We start from the raw sequence: 15,995 nt of genomic DNA on the forward strand, positions 1-15,995 counted from the left end.
TGTTGCGTGGGACTATTTTTTTGGACAAGTATTCTTTTCTTGTCGTGTACCCTTTAACAATTCAAAGCTCTGTTTTATACAGCCATCCATTAGCTCAAGTGAAATTGAGTTGTCGTCAGTTTGAACCAAATCAACATTACCTCGTAAGCGTCCGGTAATTCTATCGCCGTTAATTATGATGGGTGCAATATCGATTCGACCTCTATCAGCTGAAATAGAAAACTCAGAGCTCTCAAATGGTATGATTTCTGGTTGGTCGGACTCGATATCCGGCAATAAAAAGGCGTCTCTCAGCGAACCGACTAACTGTCCGGTCAAGCTATGTTTCAACATTAACGCGTCTCCACCTAAGCCATTTAAACCAATCTGAAATTCCGCAATAGCTTCGATGTCGACGGGTAGCGATACCCAATCAGAAAACAGCTCAATGGGTAGGCCGTCCGCGAACGCTTCAAGCCGCCATGGCTGGCTTGGTTGAGAAAGCGAGTAGCTCGCCGTCGCTTCAATAAGCCCATTCTCTAGGGGAATAAAAGCTTCGTTTAGTTGCCAAATACCTTCTCTACTCTGCATTGTTATGATTGGTTGGCTTGTGAGAAAACTCTTAAAACTGGCATTGTTAGCCGTGATACTTACTTGCCCATCCCAAAGGCCAACTCGATTTTGTTTGATGAGTGCGAGATGTTTTCCATCGACTGAGAGACCAGAGAACTGCCAGTTTGGTTGATGAGCGATTTGAACAAACTGTGATCGTCTAATTTTCACATCATCAATAAGTAGCTGATCTAATGAGTTTAAATAGTTCTTTATCACAAGAGTGTCTTCTGGCAGTTCGTAGAACCATTTAATGCCATCGATATCCAGGTTTTTGAGATAAACAGAATTTGGTGTTAATTCGCCGACCATTTTGACAAGCCCCTTCTCGAACTCAAAGCTAAGCGCCTCAATGGAGATCAGGTTATTATCAAAGTAACTTTCAAATGCCGGTTCTAGCCACAAGTGGTCTAGGTAATTGATGCTTTCTGCGCTGAAAGAAACATAGCTGTCTTTCTGTTGCCAAACCCCGTTTAAAAGGGACAGATTCTCGACAGAAAAGTCACCGTTAGTGATTTGGAAATGAGGGGTATCGATAGAGCTACCCAGAATATCAAGGCTATTGAAATGGGTTATCTTATCAACAAGGAACGACCAGTCGGATGGTTCGATTTCGTCTTGCTGCTTCATGTTTAACCTAAGTCGGTCTATCGTCGTATTAACGAGCGACCACCCTTCTGAGTATTGTTCTGCTTGGGTCGAGAAATCGCCTCCCCGCCACTCAAATGAAGCTCCGTAAACCGTGCTATTTTCTGCCTTGTAGTTAGCATCAACTAAAACGTTATTAAATGCTTCTCTGTGCCAATAAATCTGTTCCGCTGAGAACTGTATTGAACCATAAGGAACTTTCTGACTGTTGTTTAAATAGAGTGGGTTCTCTATCTGAATATTGGTATCGCGTGAGATGAAATCACCATCAGAATAATCGAGGTTGGTAATGGCCAACTGATGCAACTTGAGGTTTTCAAATGTTGGAATAGCAGGTAGCCCACTTTGGAGCAGTAAACCGTTTATCAGAAGGCTATCTATCACAGGCATAGATTCAACAAATGAGTCGGAGTTTATCCAGACATCAACCTGTTCAATATTAATCGTATCTTCTTGGAGTTCTTGTATTTCCACTCCCTGAAAGGAGAAATGATTTGGGAATTCAAACCTAGCGTCATAAACAGAAATGGGTAGCGAAGAATACTGCTTGAGTAAGTGATTAGTGAGTTTGGTTGTATAGGGACCCTGCATAGCTAAGTAGAGACCAAGCACAGCACAAGATATGATCAGCAGTAGCGCAATAGATAATATGACTAGTGCTTTTTTCATCTGTTAATACCTAACCCATTATTTAATTTGGACAGATTGACTTAATTAGGAAAGAGATTCAACAAAAAAGCCCCTCAAATGAGGGGCTTAATCACTATTTACCAATTAACAAGGCTTAGTCTAGTTGCGGGCCAGCGGCGACGAGTGCTGCACCTTCAGCATTGTCAGTGTACTTGGAGAAGTTCTTAACAAAACGTTGTGCCAGATCTTCGGCTTTGCTTTCCCACTGAAGTGGATCAACATAAGTATCGCGAGGATCTAAAATCGCAGGGTCTACACCTGGAAGTGCTGTTGGGACTTCTAGATTAAACACTGGGATTTGCTTAGTTTCTGCTTGCTCAATCGAACCATTTAAGATGGCATCGATAATACCGCGAGTATCTTGGATAGAGATACGTTTACCAGTACCGTTCCAACCCGTATTAACTAGGTATGCTTCTGCACCAGCTGCTTCCATACGCTTCACTAATACTTCCGCGTACTTAGTTGGGTGTAGCGTTAAGAATGCCGCACCGAAACAAGAAGAGAAGGTTGGCGTTGGTTCAGTAATACCTCGTTCTGTACCGGCCAATTTCGCAGTGAAACCAGATAAGAAGTGATATTTAGTCTGTTCTGCTGTTAATTTAGCTACAGGCGGAAGAACACCAAATGCATCTGCTGTTAAGAAAATAACCTTGTTTGCATGGCCAGCTTTAGAGACAGGCTTAACGATATTATCAATGTGATAAATAGGGTATGAAACACGAGTATTCTCGGTTTTAGAACCATCATCAAAATCGATAGAACCATCATTACGAACCGTTACATTCTCTAGTAACGCATCTTTACGGATAGCGTTATAGATGTCAGGCTCGGCTTCTTTAGAAAGCTTGATAGTTTTGGCATAGCAACCCCCTTCGAAGTTGAATACACCATCGTCATCCCAGCCATGTTCGTCATCACCAATCAATGCGCGTTTAGGGTCTGTAGATAGCGTTGTTTTACCAGTACCAGACAAGCCGAAGAAGATAGCCGTATCGCCTTCTTCACCAACGTTTGCAGAACAGTGCATCGATGCAACGCCTTTCAACGGTAGGAAGTAGTTCATCATTGCGAACATACCTTTCTTCATCTCACCGCCGTACCAAGTACCGCCAATAAGTTGCATTTTCTCTGTTAGGTTAAATACAGTGTAGTTTTCTGAATTAAGGCCTTGTTTTTCCCAATCTTGGTTTGTTGTTTTTGCCGCGTTCATAACAACGAAATCTGGTTCAAATGTGGCCAATTCTTCTTCTGTTGGACGGATGAACATGTTTTTAACAAAGTGACATTGCCATGCCACTTCAGTAATGAAACGAATGGACAGACGAGTATCCTCGTTAGCACCACAGTAGCAATCTAGAACAAACAGGCGCTTACCTGAAAGCTGAGATGTTGTCAGAACTTTTAGTTCGTTCCAAACTTCTTGGGAGATTGCTTTGTTGTCATTTTTGACTTGCTCTGAGGTCCACCACATATTTTCTTTTGTGGTGTCATCCAAAACGATGAATTTATCTTTAGGTGAACGACCAGTGAAGATGCCAGTGTCAACAGAAACGGCTCCTAACTCTGTAACAACGCCTCTTTCATAGCCTTCTAAATCAGTGCGAGTTTCCTCCTCGAACAACATGTCATAACTTGGATTGCGAAGAATCTCTTTTACGCCAGATAGTCCGTATTCAGTTAGGTCTAGTTCTGCAGCCTTGGTATGTTCCATAACGGTCATAGGTGCTCCTTAATTAAGATTTTTGTAGGGATTTTATATAATTTGTTTTTTATTCTGTTCACCATGCTAGCAACGTGAAAGCGAGAAAACAGGGAGATAAGTCATAAATTGCCGATGATTTATTCAGGGTTTTAAATCACCCGTCACATTTTCGAGTGGTTGTTTTATCACCATTTGTTAGCCTTGCGCTAGATCAATTTTATCTTTGTTTTCAGAAATGAGAGTTGGAGTGAAAAGTGCTTAATTGTGTGATTTATATAAGTATCACCCAAAAAAAAGCCGGTTTACACCGGCTTAATATATAATTTGAATGAATTCTCATATATATACATGTTAATGAAGGGTAGTGTTGCCTTGATCTGCTTGAGAATAAAGGTCTGCCACTTGATTTTCGTCGAACGAATAATCCGTGCCGCAGTAATCACAATGTAAAGAAATTGTGCCTTCAGTCGCTAAAATGTCATAAACTTCATCTTTGGCAACCGTTAGGATTGCAGAGCCACTTTTATCCCTTGAACAGCCGCAATGAAAGACAACGGGTTGTGGTTCGAAAAGATTTACCGTCTCCTGATTGTACAATCGATAAAGCAGTTCGTTTGCCTCTAAAGTAAAGAGTTCTTCATTCTTAACTGTGTTTGTAAGTTGTTCTAAATGTTCAAAATCGTTTGCTGTGCCGGTTCCATCAGGCATAACTTGAAGCAACATACCAGCAGCATGAGGCACTCCATCTTGAGTACCAAGGCGAATCCATAGGCGTGTTTTGAGTTGTTCAGAACGAAGGAAGTAGTTTTCTAATACCTTTGAAAGATCGTCCCCTTCAAGACCTACAACCCCTTGATAGCGTTCCCCTTTATCTGGTGAAATGGTGATCACGAGATGCCCTTTCCCTACCAATTGGTGAAGTGTTGCATCAGTAGCAATATCACCTTCCCATCGCGCAACGCCGCGTACTTTTTGGTTTTGATCACCATTGATGACCGCTAAAGAAACAGGACCGTCGCCTTGCAGTTGAAGTGTGATGGAACCCTCAAATTTTAGCGTCGCAGTTAAAAGGGTGGTGGCGACTAATAGCTCGCCTAATAAGTTTTGTACCGGTGCTGGGTACTCTTTACTAGATATAATTTCTTGATATGCTTTATCTAACTGTACAAGTTCCCCACGTACAGAAAGATTCTCGAATAAATAACGATTTAATACGTCTTGTGCCATGTCAGAACACTCCGGCTTACTGGTTTTTAAATTTAATGATGTCTCTACGTTGTTTCTTGTCTGGCCTACGTTCAGGGCTAGGACTGAATAACGTATTGAGTTTACGCTTTTGTGCGTTTTCTTCGCGTTTTGAGATACTTTCTGGTGTCTCCGTGTAGAGCAGTTGTGCTTCTGGTGCTCCACGCCTTTGTTCTGAAATTTTATCTATGACAACGGTCTTCTCTTCTTGTCTCTGTCTTAGCGTTATTGTTGCACCAAGTTCTATTATTTTACTTGGTTTTGAGCGCTGTCCATTATAATGGACTTTACCCCCGTCTATCATATTTCGAGCTATCGACCGAGTTTTGTAAAATCTAGCAGCCCAAAGCCATTTGTCGAGCCTTACTGTCTCTGTATTTGTGCTCATTTTTTTACGACTCCATGCTGTAAACTATTTTCTGTAAAAATGGTGACGCATGTCTCTCTTTTCAAGTGGTAAATGTAAATTTTAGGAATTCCCTTACCTCAATCTTGAAGGGGGTATGATATTCTTCTGCATAATGTTTACTGTGATTATAGACACTAAAGAGGTTGTAAATGTCTTCTGTTTTGAGCCGAACTCATCCGTTTTCCGGCTTAACGGAAAAGGTTTTCCGTTTATTTGCTGCTTCTCAATCTAAGCTCTGCACTTTATTGACTATATTGTTGGTCTGCTTATCAGCCTGGATTGCGGGTCAAACGATTTGGTATTTATCCGATGAACAGACGACGGTATCCAAATGGTCCGCTCAATCTGTTAATGCTCAATCTTCTTCTGAGTCGAAGGGGATTATTATATCTGGTTTATTAGAAGCTGCGCTATTTGGTCGGCACGACGAAAAGGTAGATAAAGTCGTGTCAGCACCTGTAATTCAGGATGCACCAAAAACGCGTTTGAACTTAATTTTGGTTGGTGCTGTCTCTAGTTCTGTAGCGAAAAGCAGCTTGGCTGTTATTGCAAACAATGGATCCCAAGAAACGTATGGCATTGGTGAAAAAATTGAAGGGACACAAGCGAAACTAAAGAACGTTTTTATTGACCGCATTATTATAGACAATGCGGGTCGAGATGAAACGTTGATGCTTGAAGGGATCGAGTACAAAAAAGTGCGACCAACAGCGAGTAATAAAAGAGCGAGTAACGCAATGGTTAGCGAAATTGGAAATAATCCTGCTCCCTCAGGTAATGAGATTGAATCGATTCGAGCAGAGGTTTTAGCTGATCCTCAAAAAATCCTCCAATACATACGTTTATCTCAAGTAAAGAAAGATGGGAAGCTTGTCGGCTATCGAATTAGGCCTGGTAAGCAGCGTGCACTATTTGATTCGGCAGGACTTAAAAATGGTGATATTGCCACGTCTTTGAATGGTGAAGACCTAACGGACCCTGCTTCAATGGGTAAAGTTTGGCAGTCGATGTCGGAAATGACAGAATTCAACTTGACCGTAGAGCGTGACGGTCAGGCACATGAAATATATTTAGAATTTTAATACTGGCTTAAGTGTCGGTGATTTGGAGGTTTTTTAGTGAAGAACTGGTTAAGCAGAAGTGCGATGTTACTGATAGGAAGTCTAATGTGCTTATCTGTTTCTGCCGATGAATATAGTGCGAGTTTCAAAGGCACGGATATTCAAGAATTCATTAATATTGTTGGACGAAACTTAGAAAAGACCATTATTGTCGACCCTTCTGTTCGTGGGAAGATAGATGTTCGAAGCTATGACGTATTAAATGAAAAACAATACTATCAATTTTTTCTTAATGTTTTAGAAGTCTATGGTTTTGCCGTTGTCGAGATGGAGAGTGGTGTACTTAAAATCATAAAGGCTAAAGATGCGAAAACATCCGCGATTCCAGTTGTCGGGGCGGATGAAAAAATATTAGGTGATGCCGTTGTTACTCGTGTCGTCGCAGTAAAAAATGTTTCTGTTCGAGAGTTGTCTCCATTATTACGTCAATTAAATGATAACGCTGGTGCGGGTAACGTGGTCCACTATGACCCTGCTAATATCATCTTGATTACAGGTCGTGCTGCTGTTGTTAATCGTCTTGCCGAAATTATTGAACGTGTTGATCAGGCTGGGGACAAATCAATAGAAGTGGTTGTTCTTAAAAATGCGTCTGCCTCAGAAATGGTGCGAATAGTTGATGCGTTAAATAAAACGACCGACACAAAAAACACACCGGCATTTTTACAACCTAAACTTGTGGCCGATGACCGCACTAACTCCGTTCTTATCTCCGGAGACCCAACCGTACGCACGCGCCTTCGTAAGTTGATAAAACAGCTCGATATTGAAATGGCGAGTCGGGGTAACAATCAAGTTGTTTATCTAAAATATGCGCAAGCTGAAGATATTGTCGACGTTTTAAAAGGTGTATCTGAAAATATTCAGTCAGAGAAGCAGAGCTCATCTAAAGCTCAAGGTGCGACAAGTAAATCTCAGGTGATGATTGCCGCTCACAAAGATACTAATGCATTAGTTTTGACGGCTCCACCAGATATTATGAACGCCCTTATGGATGTCATTGCTCAGTTGGATATTCGTCGTGCTCAGGTCCTTATCGAGGCGCTTATTGTTGAGATGTCTGAAGGTGATGGCATTAATTTAGGGGTGCAATGGGGTAACCTGGATACCGGTGCTGTTATTCAATATGGTAATACAGGTGCATCAATTGGTGGCGTGATGGTGGGCCTTGAAGAGGCAAAAGATACCACAACCACAACCGCCGTTTATGATGATAATGGTGCCTTCGTTAGAAATGAAACCACTACGACAGAAGGGGATTATTCCTCACTAGCTTCCGCATTAAGCGGAGTGAACGGTGCAGCAATGAGTTTAGTTCTGGGTGACTGGACTGCTCTGATCAGCGCGGTTTCTACCGATTCCAATTCTAATATTCTCTCTTCTCCTAGTATTACGGTGATGGATAACGGAGAAGCATCCTTTATCGTTGGCGAAGAAGTTCCAGTGTTAACTGGCTCCACTGCAGGGGCAAACAACAGCAATCCATTTCAGACCGTAGAGCGGAAAGAAGTCGGGATTAAGCTTAAGGTTGTGCCTCAAATAAACGAAGGTGACTCTGTTCAATTAACGATAGAGCAGGAAGTATCAAACGTACTTGGCGCCAGTGGCGCTGTCGATGTGCGTTTTGCCAAACGACAACTTAATACTCAGGTTATGATCCAAGATGGTCAGATGTTGGTTCTAGGCGGATTAATCGATGAACGCGTCATGGAGAGTGAATCTAAAGTACCATTCTTAGGTGATATTCCAGTAATTGGTCACCTTTTTAAATCAACAAGCAGTTCTGTTGAAAAGAAAAATCTGATGGTGTTCATCAAGCCGACCATTATTCGTGATGGTGTGACCGCCGATGGCATTACCCAGCGTAAATATAACTACATTCGTGCAGAGCAATTATTTAAAGCGGAAGAAGGCTTGAAACTGTTATCGGATGACCTCATTCCGGTTCTTGCAGAATATAAAGGCGATTCGCCTCGTTATCCGGCAGAAGTACAAGCCTTTATTGACCAATTGGAGCTAGATTGATGACACAGTTGGCCAGCTTTGTTGGGCGTCTACCATTTGGTTTTGCTAGGCGTCACCACGTGGTTTTAGAAAATAGTCCACAGCGAACAGAACTGCCTCAGTTGTATTATGTCGAACCTATTGCAATATCAATTTTAGCGGAAGTACAACGAGTCATTAAGGTGCCGTTTACATTGGTTTCGGCCGATAAAGATAGCTTTGAAAAGAAACTGACAGAGATCTATCAACGAGATTCGTCAGAAGCACGACAGTTAATGGAAGATATTGGCGCAGATAATGACGATTTTTTCTCATTAGCTGAAGAGTTACCTCAAAATGAAGACCTATTAGAAACAGAAGATGACGCCCCTATCATTAAGTTAATCAATGCGATGCTAGGCGAAGCAATTAAAGAAGGGGCTTCGGATATTCACATTGAAACCTTTGAACAGAGTTTGTCTATTCGATTCCGGGTTGATGGTGTATTACGTGAGGTATTAGAACCAAGCCGCAAGCTAGCGCCACTTCTCGTCTCACGAGTTAAGGTTATGGCAAAACTTGATATCGCTGAAAAACGTGTCCCTCAAGATGGAAGAATCTCATTGAGAATTGGTGGTCGTGCGGTTGATGTCCGTGTCTCTACAATGCCATCTTCGCATGGTGAACGCGTTGTAATGCGTTTACTGGATAAAAACGCCACCCGCCTTGATTTACATAGCCTAGGGATGACGGAAGAAAATCACGAAGTAATAAGAAAATTGATCGCTAGGCCGCATGGCATCATTTTGGTTACCGGACCAACGGGCTCAGGTAAGTCAACAACCTTATATGCCGCGTTACAAGAACTGAATAGTACGGAACGGAATATTTTAACGGTAGAAGATCCTATCGAATTTGATATTGACGGAATAGGTCAAACACAGGTTAACCCTAAAGTTGATATGACCTTCGCCCGTGGTTTACGCGCCATATTGCGCCAAGATCCAGATGTCGTTATGGTCGGTGAAATACGTGACCTTGAAACGGCACAAATAGGTGTACAAGCCTCGCTGACGGGTCACTTAGTCATGTCTACCTTGCATACTAATACGGCGATAGGGGCGATAACTCGACTAAGAGATATGGGTATTGAACCTTTTCTTATTTCATCCTCTTTGTTAGGGGTGTTATCGCAACGCCTGATAAGGACCTTGTGCCCTGATTGTAAGCAAAGCTTTGAAGCCGACAGAGAACAGAAAAAGTTGTTTAAGTTAACGGAGCAAGAGTCTTTAACACTTTACCGTGCGAATGGATGTGAGGCGTGTAATTTTAAGGGGTATAGAGGACGAACTGGAATACATGAGCTGCTTCTTGTTGACGATAACGTTCAAGAACTTATTCATTCAGAAGCGGGAGAAATGAGCATAGAGAAAGAAGTTCGTGCATATACGCCAAGTATCAGAGCTGATGGATTGAAAAAAGTTCGTCAAGGTATTACTACCCTTGAAGAAGTTATGCGAGTAACCAAGGAAGTCTAATGGCCGCATTTGAATACAAAGCACTAAATGACAAAGGTAGGCAGAAAAAAGGTGTCATTGAGGGAGATAATGCACGTCAAGTTCGACAACGATTGAAAGAACAGGGCTTGATTCCTGTTGAGGTCATTGAAACCAAAGTAAAAAACAGTGCCGAGAAATCGTCTACATCATTTAATCGAAGTATTAGCACCAATGATCTCGCGTTATTAACGCGCCAGCTGTCAACATTGGTTCAGGCAAGCATGCCTTTAGAAGAGTGTTTAAGAGCGGTTGCAGAGCAATCGGAGAAGCCACGTATCACCAATATGCTAATGGGGGTCCGTTCTCGAGTGGTTGAAGGGTATACGCTCGCCGATAGTCTTGCCGATTACCCTCATGTATTTGATGATCTCTTCCGCGCTATGGTTGCAGCTGGTGAACGTTCCGGTCATTTGGATAGCGTATTGAATCGACTCGCTGATTATGCTGAAAATCGCCAATTAATGCGTTCTAAACTCCAACAGGCGATGATTTATCCTGTGGTGTTAACCGTATTCGCATTTGCGGTTGTTAGTTTTCTATTAGCCAGTGTTGTGCCAAAAATCGTTGATCAGTTTGTTCAAATGGGACAGGAGCTACCCGGGTCAACTCAATTTCTTTTGGATGCCAGTGGTTTTGTACAAAACTGGGGGATCTATCTGTTAGTCGGTGTTATCTGCTCATACTATGGTTTGAAAATGGCCTTAAAGAATGCGAATACAAGGATGTCTTGGGATAAAAAGCTGCTGAGTATTCCCTTGATAGGAAAGATAACAAAAGGGATCAACACGTCTCGCTTTGCTCGAACGTTATCCATCTGTACCTCGAGTGCTATTCCATTATTGGAAGGTATGAAAGTTGCGACAGACGTAATAAGCAACCGATATATGGAGCAACACGTTTTGGAGGCCTGCGAAAAAGTAAGAGAAGGGGGCAGTTTAAGGCGTGCTTTAGAACAGACTAAATTATTTCCACCCATGATGTTACATATGATTGCGAGTGGTGAGCAAAGTGGTGAGTTAGAGCAGATGCTTACTCGAGCAGCCGACAATCAAGATAGGGATTTCGAATCCACGGTTAATATTGCCTTAGGGCTATTTACACCTGCACTTGTTGCTGTGATGGCTGGTGTAGTTTTGTTTATTGTAATGGCAACGTTGATGCCTATTTTAGAGATGAATAATTTGATTTCTGCTTAGCGGTTTGGCGTTCCGGCGTTCTGAGCAGAAGGATTGAGTTTGTTAGGAGATGAAAATGAAACAAAGAAAACAAAATGGTTTTACCTTACTTGAGATTATGGTTGTTGTTGTGATTTTAGGTATTTTGGCCAGCGTTGTTGTGCCTAACTTGTTAGGAAACAAAGAAAAAGCGGATCAACAAAAAGCCGTGTCTGATATCTCTGCATTAGAGCAAGCGTTCGATATGTATAAGTTAGACAACAGTGTATACCCATCAACAGATCAAGGCTTAGAAGCACTCGTCACAAACCCAAGTGGCAGCCCTGAGCCGAGAAACTACCGAGACGGTGGTTATATAAGACGCTTACCACAAGACCCATGGGGATACGATTATCAATACCTAAGCCCTGGTGACAAAGGAACGATTGATATCTTTAGCTTGGGTTCAGATGGACAAGAGGGTGGTGAAGGCAGTGCTGCGGATATTGGCAATTGGAATATTCAAGATTTCTAATCATCAATACTAGAGTCAACAGACTCTAGTCATGTCCATAAAGTAGGCGCGACTTGTGGCAGTAATGAATAAGAAAAATACAGGTTTTACCTTAATTGAGATCATGCTGGTACTCGTCTTGATGTCGCTTAGTGCTGTGGCAGTGATCATTAATTTGCCTGATTCAAAGCAAGATATTGCGAAAGAACAAGCACAGCGTTTTTATTATCGAATACAGCTTCTTAATGAACATGCCATCTTAAATGGTAAAGATTTAGGCATAAGAGTAGATGAAAAAAAAGGCACCTACAGCTATCTACAATTAGAGAATAATGGATGGCAAGTTTTTGAAAATAAAACGTACGTCGAAACGCAACTACAAGACGGTGTATTACTTTCATTGGAATTAGGTAGTGATGCATGGTTGCAGAATGAAAGCCTATTCAAGCAAGAAAGCTTATTTGATGAAGATAGGTTTGCTGACTTTGATAAAGAAAAAAAAATCAAGCCGCCCCAGTTGTTTGTATTGTCCAGTGGCGAGATGACCCCTTTTCGTCTATCCATATTTTCAGAGGAAGACAAATATAATGGTTGGGTTGTCGATGTGAAAGAATCCGGTTCTATCGACCTTGTTCATGCGAAAGAAACACAAGATGAGACGGGTATTCGATGAATCAGCGCACTCGTGGTATGACATTACTCGAAGTATTGGTTGCGCTAGCTATATTTGCTACTGCCGCGATCAGTGTTATGCGCTCAGTCACTCAACACCTAAATACGCTGTCTTATTTGGAAGAAAAAACGTTCGCATCATTTGTTATAGATAATCAAATTAGCCGGGTGATGTTATCAGGTGCGCCTAAAAGCACTAAATCGGGCAAAACAGAAATGGTGGGTAAACAGTGGTATTGGAAAGTAACGCCTGTTGAAACCGCCGTTGGCTTTATTGCTGCATTTGATGTTAGCGTCTCATTGAATGAAAACGCAGAAAGCCCAATATTAACGGTGAGAAGTTATGTCGAGAAATAAGGCGTCTTATCGCAAAATACAGCAGGGGTTTACCTTAATAGAAGTGCTTGTCGCGATTGCTATTTTTGCGTCTCTAAGTGTGTCAGCTTACATGGTGTTAAATCAGGTACAGCGTAGCAATCAAGTATCGCTTGAAAAGACAGAAAGGTTGAAAGAGATTCAACGAGCGATGGTGATTATTGACAATGACTTTAGACAGATAGCGTTAAGACGATTTAGAACCAATGGAGAAGAAGCGACAGAAAATATTCTCTTTTGGGGCGATGGGTTACTCGACTCAGATAACAAGGCCGTACTGTTTACTCGGTTGGGATGGCAGAACCCTCAGCAGGTATTCCCTCGAGGGGAGATAACCAAGGTTGGTTATCGAATTGTCGCCAATCGACTTGAACGGGTTTGGTGGCGGTATCCTGACACACCGGTAGGGCAGGAAGGCGTGATCACCCGTCTTCTCAACGATGTTGAAAAGATTGATATGCAATTTTATAAAGAAGGTGGATGGAGTGAAAGTTGGGACGAGGCATTCGCATTACCCAAGGCACTTTCAATTACATTTACGCTACAAGATTATGGCAATATTGAACGAGTTTATTTGACGGCTGGAGAGCGTCTGCAAGTCGCCAGCGAAGGCGTTAGCAATGACTAACAGGCCTTCTAATAGATCCGTTAAAAAGAATGCGGGTGCGGCTTTAATTGTCGTATTACTGATTCTTGCAGTGATGGTTTCAATTGCCGCCACAATGACTGAGAGATTGTTTGTAAACTATACACGAGCCGAAAATAGGATCAGTCACCAACAGGCGTACTGGTACAGTATTGGTATTGAAGCGCTAGCCAAGTATGGTATTCAGCAGAGCTATGAAGATAGTGATACGATCAATACTAGTCAACCTTGGGCGTTGAAAGAACAAGTTTTCCCGCTCGATTACGGCACAGCATCTGGAAAAATAATAGATAAGCAAGCGTGTTTTAATATCAACGTATTAGGTAAAGAAAAGCAGCAAGCCAATAGTACATCGAAGCCTTATTTGGTGGCTGTTTTTCAGCGTATGCTCGAAGAGCTCGAGATAGAAAATTATCAAGCTGAAGTTATTACTGATTCTACATGGGAATTTTTAGATAAAAATACTACATCATCAACGAATTATGGCGTTGAAGATAGCTTTTATGAAGCACTTCACCCCGCTTACATCACCCCAAACGGGATGATCTCTGATAGCACAGAGTTGAGAGCGGTTCATCAAATGGATAGTGGAGTGATGGAGAAGATTGGCCCGGTGGTGTGCGCGTTGCCTTGGGACGATTGGCGTTTAAATGTGAATACGATTAATGAGGCGGGTTCGGTTATATTGGTGGCAATGTTTTCACCACTACTGAGTGCAAGTGACGCTTCCTCATTGATAGAAAACAGACCTTATGATGGCTGGGCATCTGTGGATGACTTTTTAGCCGAAAGACAGATCGCGACAATAGATGCGACGATAAAAGATAAAGCCAATGGTTATTTAACGACAGATAGCCATTATTTTGAGCTTGATGCTCAGGTTATGGTAAATGAATCAAGAGTTAGGATAAGAAGCCTACTCTTTAGCAAAGACAAGAAGGACGTCTCAGTTATACGACGGCGTTTTGGAGGAGTCATTGAGCGAGTTTCTGACCGTTCGACTAAGTAGAGACAAGCAGGCCCCTATACGGTGGTTGGTTTGGTCTACTAGTCAGAATGAAATTATTGCGAGCGGAGAACTTAGCAGCAAAGAGCAGCTAGGTGAGCTTTCTACTTACGCGGACCAACGTACAACTTTGTTGTTATTGGATAGCCGTGACATATTGTTAATGGAAGCAGAAATTCCGGCTGGTGCAGCTCGGCAGGTTGATACGATGCTGCCATATTTGCTTGAAGATGATATTGCGCAGGATGTTGACGAGTTGCATTTTACGATTCTGAAAAAAAATGCAAACAAAGTCGACGTTGCTGCCATTGATAAAGCGTATTTAATTGAGTGGATCCAGGCTTTCACTGCGATTGGGATTGCGATAAGCAAAATTGTGCCTGACGCACAGACATTACCATTAATGGATAATACAGTGTCAGCGGTTCAAATGGATTCGCAATGGCTGTTTAGAAAATCTCAAAATCAATCCACATCAATAGATGAGCAGTGGTTAACACTCTTTATTGAATCTGATTGGTGCGCTAGTCAAAGTGAAGATTACAAAATATTAAGCTATAGCACGATACCTGATTCTGTAATCAGTAATACAGATTGGAAGCAGGCGGAACCTGAATTAGTCATGGCACTCCTTACTAAAGGCGCAATCCATTCACCAACCAATCTACTAACAGGAACGTTCAAACCTCAGTCTTCAATATTTAAGCACCTGAAAATTTGGAAGAATGTTGCATTTGCAGCGTGTCTGTTCCTATTAATATTGACCATACAGCGCGTTCTTCAAGTCAATCAATATGAGGCTCAAGCTTCTGCTTACCGTACTGAAAGTGAACGAATTTTCCGCACTATATTCCCAAATAAAAACAAAATCCCTACAGTCAGTTACTTAAAACGGCAAATGACAGTCGAAGAGAGCGCACTCTCACGTGGCAATAATGAGACGACCGTATTGGGTTGGTTAGCATCGCTACCTGAAGCGCTAAAAGGGCACACTTCCGTTGAAATAAGCAATATTCGGTATGACGCGAATCGGGGTGAGGTCCGTCTTGATGCCTCAATGAAAGACTTTCAAACCTTTGAGCAGGTAAGGACTAAATTGGCTGAAAAGTTTAACGTGACTCAAGGGCCTCTTGATAGAAAAGAGAATCGAGTGTCAGGCAGTTTCGTTTTGAGGAGAAAGTAATGAGTACTTTAAAAGAGTCCATTTTCTCTTGGTGGAGAAGTATTTCTTTAAGGGAACAGCGTATGGTTCTCGTTTGCTCAATACTAATAATCGTAGGTGGGTTTAATTGGGGATTGATTCAACCTCTATCCGAAAGAGCGAATACGGCGAAAGTAAGAATAAATAGTGAGAAAGCGTTGCTTCAATGGGTATCTGATAGTGCTGACCGAATCATCGAACTTAGAGGGAACGGTGGGATTTCTGTTTCGAATGAGCCGTTTAATCAGGTCATTTCCACTTCCGCCAAAAGCTACAAAATTGAATTAATAAGAATTCAGCCACGTGATGAGATGTTACAGGTCTGGGTTAAACCCGTTGCCTTTGACCAATTTGTACATTGGCTTGCTTATTTACAACAAAAACAGGCGGTTCAGGTTGAATTTATGGAAATTTCGAACAGTGATTCTAAAGGGATCATTGAAGTGAAACGCTTACAACTAAAGCGAGGAGGATAA

15 protein-coding genes are annotated in these 15,995 nt (G+C 42.0%); 11 read left to right on the forward strand and 4 right to left on the reverse strand.

Annotation, left to right across the window (positions count from 1 at the left end; genetic code table 11):
- Positions 1-12 precede the first annotated feature (12 nt).
- The 4 genes from IUZ65_RS00565 to hslR form a co-directional block, all read right to left on the reverse strand.
- Positions 13-1,908, reverse strand: a complete 1,896-nt coding sequence (locus IUZ65_RS00565; RefSeq protein ID WP_195704845.1) for an AsmA family protein — start codon at positions 1,906-1,908, stop codon at positions 13-15.
- Positions 1,909-2,023: 115 nt separating this feature from the next.
- The gene (pckA, locus tag IUZ65_RS00570; protein ID WP_195704846.1) at positions 2,024-3,652 is read right to left on the reverse strand and encodes a phosphoenolpyruvate carboxykinase (ATP); all 1,629 of its coding nucleotides are present in this window, start codon (positions 3,650-3,652) and stop codon (positions 2,024-2,026) included.
- 333 nt (positions 3,653-3,985) lie between these two features.
- Positions 3,986-4,861 carry an Hsp33 family molecular chaperone HslO gene (hslO, locus tag IUZ65_RS00575; protein WP_195704847.1) on the reverse strand — a complete coding sequence of 292 codons (876 nt, stop codon included), beginning with the start codon at positions 4,859-4,861 and terminating at the stop codon, positions 3,986-3,988.
- 16 nt (positions 4,862-4,877) lie between these two features.
- Positions 4,878-5,267, reverse strand: coding sequence for a ribosome-associated heat shock protein Hsp15 (gene hslR / locus IUZ65_RS00580; protein ID WP_195704848.1), 390 nt, complete (start codon positions 5,265-5,267; stop codon positions 4,878-4,880).
- A 170-nt stretch (positions 5,268-5,437) separates the two neighbouring features.
- Here hslR and gspC point away from each other — a divergent pair, with 170 nt between their 5' ends.
- The 11 genes from gspC to IUZ65_RS00635 all read left to right on the forward strand — a co-directional run bounded on the left by gspC (position 5,438) and on the right by IUZ65_RS00635 (position 15,995).
- Positions 5,438-6,370: a type II secretion system protein GspC gene (gene gspC, locus IUZ65_RS00585; RefSeq protein WP_195704849.1), complete on the forward strand. Its 933-nt coding sequence runs from the start codon at positions 5,438-5,440 to the stop codon at positions 6,368-6,370.
- A 63-nt stretch (positions 6,371-6,433) separates the two neighbouring features.
- Complete coding sequence (gene gspD / locus IUZ65_RS00590) at positions 6,434-8,434, forward strand: type II secretion system secretin GspD (RefSeq protein ID WP_229638209.1); 2,001 nt, start codon at positions 6,434-6,436, stop codon at positions 8,432-8,434.
- Positions 8,434-9,930: a type II secretion system ATPase GspE gene (gene gspE / locus IUZ65_RS00595; protein ID WP_195704851.1), complete on the forward strand. Its 1,497-nt coding sequence runs from the start codon at positions 8,434-8,436 to the stop codon at positions 9,928-9,930. Before gspD ends, gspE begins: the two co-directional genes overlap by 1 nt.
- Positions 9,930-11,147: a type II secretion system inner membrane protein GspF gene (gspF, locus tag IUZ65_RS00600; protein ID WP_195704852.1), complete on the forward strand. Its 1,218-nt coding sequence runs from the start codon at positions 9,930-9,932 to the stop codon at positions 11,145-11,147. Before gspE ends, gspF begins: the two co-directional genes overlap by 1 nt.
- A 49-nt stretch (positions 11,148-11,196) precedes the next feature.
- Positions 11,197-11,640 (forward strand): type II secretion system major pseudopilin GspG, encoded by a 444-nt coding sequence (gene gspG, locus IUZ65_RS00605; protein WP_195704853.1) that lies wholly within the window; start codon positions 11,197-11,199, stop codon positions 11,638-11,640.
- A 64-nt stretch (positions 11,641-11,704) separates the two neighbouring features.
- The gene (gene gspH, locus IUZ65_RS00610; protein ID WP_195705155.1) at positions 11,705-12,292 is read left to right on the forward strand and encodes a type II secretion system minor pseudopilin GspH; all 588 of its coding nucleotides are present in this window, start codon (positions 11,705-11,707) and stop codon (positions 12,290-12,292) included.
- Entirely contained in the window at positions 12,289-12,648 is a 360-nt protein-coding gene (gene gspI, locus IUZ65_RS00615) for a type II secretion system minor pseudopilin GspI (RefSeq protein WP_195704854.1), read from the forward strand. The genes gspH and gspI overlap by 4 nt, the downstream gene beginning before the upstream one ends.
- On the forward strand, positions 12,635-13,294 hold the full coding sequence (gspJ, locus tag IUZ65_RS00620; protein ID WP_195704855.1) for a type II secretion system minor pseudopilin GspJ: 660 nt from the start codon (positions 12,635-12,637) through the stop codon (positions 13,292-13,294). Before gspI ends, gspJ begins: the two co-directional genes overlap by 14 nt.
- Positions 13,287-14,321, forward strand: coding sequence for a type II secretion system minor pseudopilin GspK (gene gspK / locus IUZ65_RS00625; RefSeq protein ID WP_195704856.1), 1,035 nt, complete (start codon positions 13,287-13,289; stop codon positions 14,319-14,321). The genes gspJ and gspK overlap by 8 nt, the downstream gene beginning before the upstream one ends.
- Positions 14,290-15,501 carry a type II secretion system protein GspL gene (gene gspL, locus IUZ65_RS00630; protein WP_195704857.1) on the forward strand — a complete coding sequence of 404 codons (1,212 nt, stop codon included), beginning with the start codon at positions 14,290-14,292 and terminating at the stop codon, positions 15,499-15,501. Before gspK ends, gspL begins: the two co-directional genes overlap by 32 nt.
- A complete protein-coding gene (locus IUZ65_RS00635) occupies positions 15,501-15,995 on the forward strand; it encodes a type II secretion system protein M (RefSeq protein WP_195704858.1) in 495 nt (164 codons plus the stop codon). The genes gspL and IUZ65_RS00635 overlap by 1 nt, the downstream gene beginning before the upstream one ends.

Origin of the sequence: Vibrio sp. VB16 (genome assembly GCF_015594925.2) — a bacterium.
GTDB lineage: Bacteria > Pseudomonadota > Gammaproteobacteria > Enterobacterales > Vibrionaceae > Vibrio.

Excerpts from the sequence above, each read along its gene's own strand:
- IUZ65_RS00565 (WP_195704845.1), bottom strand. The coding sequence starts at position 1,908 with ATGAAAAAAGCACTAGTCATATTATCTATTGCGCTACTGCTGATCATA.
- pckA (WP_195704846.1), bottom strand. The coding sequence starts at position 3,652 with ATGACCGTTATGGAACATACCAAGGCTGCAGAACTAGACCTAACTGAA.
- hslO (WP_195704847.1), bottom strand. The coding sequence starts at position 4,861 with ATGGCACAAGACGTATTAAATCGTTATTTATTCGAGAATCTTTCTGTA.
- hslR (WP_195704848.1), bottom strand. The coding sequence starts at position 5,267 with ATGAGCACAAATACAGAGACAGTAAGGCTCGACAAATGGCTTTGGGCT.
- gspC (WP_195704849.1), top strand. The coding sequence starts at position 5,438 with ATGTCTTCTGTTTTGAGCCGAACTCATCCGTTTTCCGGCTTAACGGAA.
- gspD (WP_229638209.1), top strand. The coding sequence starts at position 6,434 with ATGTTACTGATAGGAAGTCTAATGTGCTTATCTGTTTCTGCCGATGAA.
- gspE (WP_195704851.1), top strand. The coding sequence starts at position 8,434 with ATGACACAGTTGGCCAGCTTTGTTGGGCGTCTACCATTTGGTTTTGCT.
- gspF (WP_195704852.1), top strand. The coding sequence starts at position 9,930 with ATGGCCGCATTTGAATACAAAGCACTAAATGACAAAGGTAGGCAGAAA.
- gspG (WP_195704853.1), top strand. The coding sequence starts at position 11,197 with ATGAAAATGAAACAAAGAAAACAAAATGGTTTTACCTTACTTGAGATT.
- gspH (WP_195705155.1), top strand. The coding sequence starts at position 11,705 with ATGAATAAGAAAAATACAGGTTTTACCTTAATTGAGATCATGCTGGTA.
- gspI (WP_195704854.1), top strand. The coding sequence starts at position 12,289 with ATGAATCAGCGCACTCGTGGTATGACATTACTCGAAGTATTGGTTGCG.
- gspJ (WP_195704855.1), top strand. The coding sequence starts at position 12,635 with ATGTCGAGAAATAAGGCGTCTTATCGCAAAATACAGCAGGGGTTTACC.
- gspK (WP_195704856.1), top strand. The coding sequence starts at position 13,287 with ATGACTAACAGGCCTTCTAATAGATCCGTTAAAAAGAATGCGGGTGCG.
- IUZ65_RS00635 (WP_195704858.1), top strand. The coding sequence starts at position 15,501 with ATGAGTACTTTAAAAGAGTCCATTTTCTCTTGGTGGAGAAGTATTTCT.